Consider the following 3,378-nt stretch of genomic DNA (forward strand, 5'->3'; position numbering starts at 1 on the left):
CTGCGCCGCAGGCGGCCTTCGGGCAGCCAACGCACTGTCAGCCGCACCAGCGCGTGCTCCAACACCCGTCTTCCCGCCACCCAGACCAGCAGCGCACTTAACAGCATGCTCACGAAAAACCAGCGGTTTCCCGGCGCCACGGCGGTGTCCGTCACGCTGCGTACATCGACGTACAGGTTGCGTAAACGGCTGAGGTCGTCGTCGGTCGGGCGGATGATGTTGGACCAGAACACCACGCTGATCGGGCTCGCCGAGCGGGTGCTGATCTGTGAGTCGAAGAGGCTGCGGCGCAGGCTGAAGATCTGCGCGGCGAGGTCGCTGGCTGATTGGCTCAGGTTGCTGGCCTGGCGCTGCTCGGCGAGCAGGGCGTTCTTCTGCCGGGTCAGTGCGGTGCGTTGCTGGGTGAGGCTCGGGGGCGCATCGGCTTGCAGCGGGCCGAGCACGTTGAGCTGGTCATCCAGGTGTTCAAGATCGATGGCTTGTTTGGCGGCCAGGGTGTCGGCCTGTTTTTGCACTTGCAAGGCGGCCTGGCGCAAGGTCGAGAGCAGGTCGTCATTGGCGCTGCCCGAGACTTTCTGGCGGATCAGGTCGAGTTGCTCGTTGAGGTCTTGCACACTGGCGTCTTCAGCCAGCAGCGGCACACTGCGCGGGTCGCTGGTTGGGGAGGGCGCAGCCTGCACGAGGGCGGGCAACGTAGCGCACAGCATCAGCAGGGCGAACAGCCCGGTGAAAAAACGGCTCGTGGTGACTCTGTGCATGCGTTTGCCCTTTGACCGTTGCCCAAAATGGCTAAGCGTTACCACTCTATGAGGCGAAGGCAAGCCATTCGTGCGAATTTTTTGCGGAAGCCAGCCGGGCAATCGCGCGCAAGTGCTAGATGGCAGACCCTTGGATAACGTCGTCGTGTTCCGCGCCGCGCACCCATGCCGCGCTGGCCTGGCCCATGGCCGACGAGCCGACGCAGAGCACAGCAGGATCTCGTCGGCATCCGCCACGGTCTTCCCCTATCTATATAGGTCACCCGTTCGCCAAGCCTCAAGTACGTTCGGCACCACCCCTATTGCCATACGGACGCTCGATCATGCTGACCCGCTGTATCTTTCCCCTTTTGTTACTGCTGTTGCCTTGCCTTGTCGGCCACACCCAAGCCAGAGACCTGGCCCAGGGCCTGAGCGACGGCAGCGCCTCTATCGCGCTGCAGAACCGCGACCAGCGTTATGCGTTGTGGTCCGGTATCGGTTTGTTGAAAAACGCTATCGGCCAAACCTGCACCGCGGTGCTGCTGGATACCCGCAACCGCCAGAGCAAGGCCGTTGGCCCGGCGTATGTTTTGACCAGCGGGCATTGCGTGTACTTCAGCTTCGGCACGGCCCATATCAACCAAGCCATAGAGGCGAGCATCACGTTCAACTATTTCCACGATACGCTGGCGCAACAGCGCACGTTTCGCATTAAAACGGCGCATTGGACCAGTATGGTCGGCACTGATCTGGCGGTGCTCGAACTGGATACGTCACTCGCCCACCTGATCACCGACGGCATCATGCCGCTCAAGCTCGCCACCCATCAAAGTACGGGGGAGCGTGAGGTCGTCAATGTCGGTTCCCCGAGCGGCTTTCGTCAGAAGGGCTTGCGCATGAGCGCCTGCAAGGAAACGCCGACCAACAGCTTTGTCGAGCATCCCGGGGTGTTTCCCGGGGCCCTGAAAAACCGCTGCAATGACCTGCAATACGGCAGTTCCGGCAGCCCGATGCTGGACCGGCATAGCAACGAAGTCACTGGCATCGTCAGCAAAGTCGCCGCCGTCATCAAAAAGGACATCCTCAACAACTGCCAGAACGTCTCGGCGTGTGAAGCGGCCAAGTTCAACTACAGCTATCCGGCCAACGACTTGCACCGTTGTTTTGTCGAGGGCCAATTCTTGAACAATACGACTGATTGTCAGCTCAAAGCCGTCGATATCCTCCTTGAGGAGCCCTGGACGCTGAACCCCTATGTCCATATGCAACTGGGCGCACTCGGGCAGAGTGTGCCGCCCACGTGGAACATCAGGTTCTCGATCCAGGACCCGTTCTATCGCTTCAAGGCCGTGCGCAACGTCAATGAGTGCAGGGTGCCCGGTGGTTATCAAAGTGCTACAGCGTCAACCGAGGGTTACATCAATCAAGCCATCGGCCCGGCGCTGGGCGCTTATGTGCTGTGCATCATCGGCGTCCAAACCCCCGCCGAGGCGTTGACGCCGGCCTTGCTGCACAATGCGTTCAGCCACTCGGTTTTCTTGACCGACCCGGCGCCGGTCCCGCGCATCGGCCTGAACTACAGCGTTTACTGGGACGACCCGCAAACCGCGTTCACCCATCATTACTTCTATGTCGACACTTCGGCTGAAGCCGCCTGCCGTGACAACGACGACGTCCGCTATCGCCTGGCTAATGGCGGTGCGAGCTACCCGGTATCGCAGCTCCCTGTCACCCTGTGCAGCTTTGCCCGTAACCCGGCGGGGCAACCTTCGGCGGTACGCACGGATGTCATCGAGCGCTCCGCTTATCTGCCGCCCATCCAAACGAACCAGCCGGCAGCCTCTGCGCGATGAGGCCGCGAGATGTGCGTGGTTAACCCTCGAAGCGAAATCCGCCGGAGAGTTTTTCCTTCAAATAACCCACCAACGCACTCACGGATTTGGGCACATGGGGCGAGTAGGGCCGTATCAGGTAAATCTCATCGGCAAACGCGCCCTTGAGCGTCCAGCCTTTGAGCACCTGCACCAACGTGCCGCCGGCCAGCGCCGCGTGGGCGCTGAAATCCGGGAGCAGGGCGATGCCCAGGTGATTGAGCGCCGAGTCGCGCAAGGCTTCGCTGTTGTTGGTGGAGAAGCTCCCGGCGATCGGCACGGTGACCCGCTCGAGCTTTTTACTGCCGCGCTCGAAGGTCCAGGCGGGCTGATCGGTGCCGCGCGGGTAGTAGAGGCAGTTGTGCGCGCTGAGGTCGCCGGGCGTGCGCGGTTCGCCGTGGCGTTGCAGGTAGTCGCGGGTGGCGACCAGCACCGAGGTGGTGTCGCACAGCTTCCACGCCACGTGGGTTTCCGGCACCTGAAAACCGTGGCGCACCGCCAGGTCGTAGCCTTCGGCAGCCAGCGAACTCAAGGCATCCGACACATCCAGCTGGATACGTACCTGCGGGTACCGCTGCAGGAATCCCGACAGGTGCGGCACCAGTTGCTGCCGGGCGAACGCGACCGGTGCGGTCAGACGCACCAGGCCGCGGATTTCCCCGGCGGCGTCGCGCACCGAGGAAAAGCTGCTGGCGATCTGTGCGTAGGCGCTGCGCACGTCCCGCGTCAGTGACTGCCCGGCGTCGGTCAGGCGCACGCTGCGGGTG

General features: G+C 62.4%; 3 protein-coding genes. 1 reads left to right on the forward strand and 2 read right to left on the reverse strand.

Going from position 1 to position 3,378, the window contains the following annotated elements:
- On the reverse strand, positions 1-758 hold a 758-nt coding region (locus L9Z73_RS27800), incomplete at its 3' end, for a DUF3772 domain-containing protein (RefSeq protein WP_247407920.1).
- A 323-nt stretch (positions 759-1,081) separates the two neighbouring features.
- On the opposite strand from L9Z73_RS27800, the gene L9Z73_RS27805 reads away from it, so the two are divergent.
- Positions 1,082-2,593: a trypsin-like serine peptidase gene (locus tag L9Z73_RS27805; protein ID WP_247407922.1), complete on the forward strand. Its 1,512-nt coding sequence runs from the start codon at positions 1,082-1,084 to the stop codon at positions 2,591-2,593.
- A gap of 19 nt (positions 2,594-2,612) precedes the next feature.
- Here the strand turns inward: L9Z73_RS27805 and L9Z73_RS27810 are convergent.
- The coding region (locus L9Z73_RS27810; RefSeq protein ID WP_247407924.1) for a substrate binding domain-containing protein at positions 2,613-3,378 on the reverse strand (766 nt) is incomplete at its 5' end.

This window comes from Pseudomonas emilianonis, from assembly GCF_023072625.1.
In the GTDB taxonomy this organism is placed as follows: domain Bacteria; phylum Pseudomonadota; class Gammaproteobacteria; order Pseudomonadales; family Pseudomonadaceae; genus Aquipseudomonas; species Aquipseudomonas paraveronii.

Coding starts and splice junctions, on each gene's coding strand:
- L9Z73_RS27805 (WP_247407922.1), top strand. CDS start 1,082: ATGCTGACCCGCTGTATCTTTCCCCTTTTGTTACTGCTGTTGCCTTGC.